Origin of the sequence: Corynebacterium kozikiae (genome assembly GCF_024580965.1) — a bacterium.
In the GTDB taxonomy this organism is placed as follows: domain Bacteria; phylum Actinomycetota; class Actinomycetes; order Mycobacteriales; family Mycobacteriaceae; genus Corynebacterium; species Corynebacterium kozikiae.
The window spans coordinates 1-751 of the sequence record NZ_JANIKJ010000053.1 but is presented as its reverse complement, the minus strand read 5'-3'; the positions used below and the strand labels follow the sequence as shown (position 1 = coordinate 751).

Genomic DNA, 751 nt, shown 5'->3' with positions numbered 1-751 from the left:
TGAAACCCGTTTTTGAAACAACGTACGGAGCACAACGCACGCCGATGCCAAAGCTTCCGCAACATCGACTACCTCATCAAACCCACGACAGTGGGATTCACACCCTCAATCCCCACGCGTGCAATCTGGGCGGCGTAAATTTTCTTGACGGTGCTCGTGCCCGTGAGCCACTGCTCGAGAACCGGGTCTATGCTCCCAACCAGTGAAAACACGTCACCAATCACATCGAGAACGTCAACATTGAGCAAGCTATCCATGTGCGACACCCGATTGCGCAGCAGATGAAGGTGGGCCACTCTCCAGTACGTCGTTTGCCCGTCAGGATCTACTTCATGCGGAAACGCTGCTTCTAGCGCTTCTTTCCACATCCGAACACGATTCCTATTCTCCCTCCTCTCCGGTTCAGCATCGGGGTCGTGGTTAGGGAGAATGTCTTTCCACATCCCAAACATTGTGTTCGCCAAAGCATCGTCATGCGTAATCGCTGCCCCATGGCGAGGATGATGTGCTGAACGATTCTCCGCAGAATTCCGCGCGCGCCTCAACGCCTCCCGTCGTTTACCTTCAGTAAGCCCTCGCAATGGGGAAGCTGGAGCTTCGAGAAGCCAACTAGGATTTCCGGTTTGGCTCTGTTGCAAAAATCGTGAAGCTTGAGCATGCTTGGCGGAGATTGGACGGACGGAACGATGACGGATTTCAAGTGGCGCCATTTCCAGGGTGATGTGATCCTGTGGGCGGTGCGCTGGTATTG

1 protein-coding gene is annotated in these 751 nt (G+C 54.3%); it reads right to left on the bottom strand.

Annotation, left to right across the window (positions count from 1 at the left end; all coding sequences use genetic code 11):
- Window positions 1-68 precede the first annotated feature (68 nt).
- Complete coding sequence (locus NQ018_RS11295) at window positions 69-368, bottom strand: hypothetical protein (protein ID WP_257061024.1); 300 nt, start codon at window positions 366-368, stop codon at window positions 69-71.
- Window positions 369-751 lie beyond the last annotated feature (383 nt).

Excerpts from the sequence above, each read along its gene's own strand:
- NQ018_RS11295 (WP_257061024.1), bottom strand. The coding sequence starts at position 368 with ATGTGGAAAGAAGCGCTAGAAGCAGCGTTTCCGCATGAAGTAGATCCT.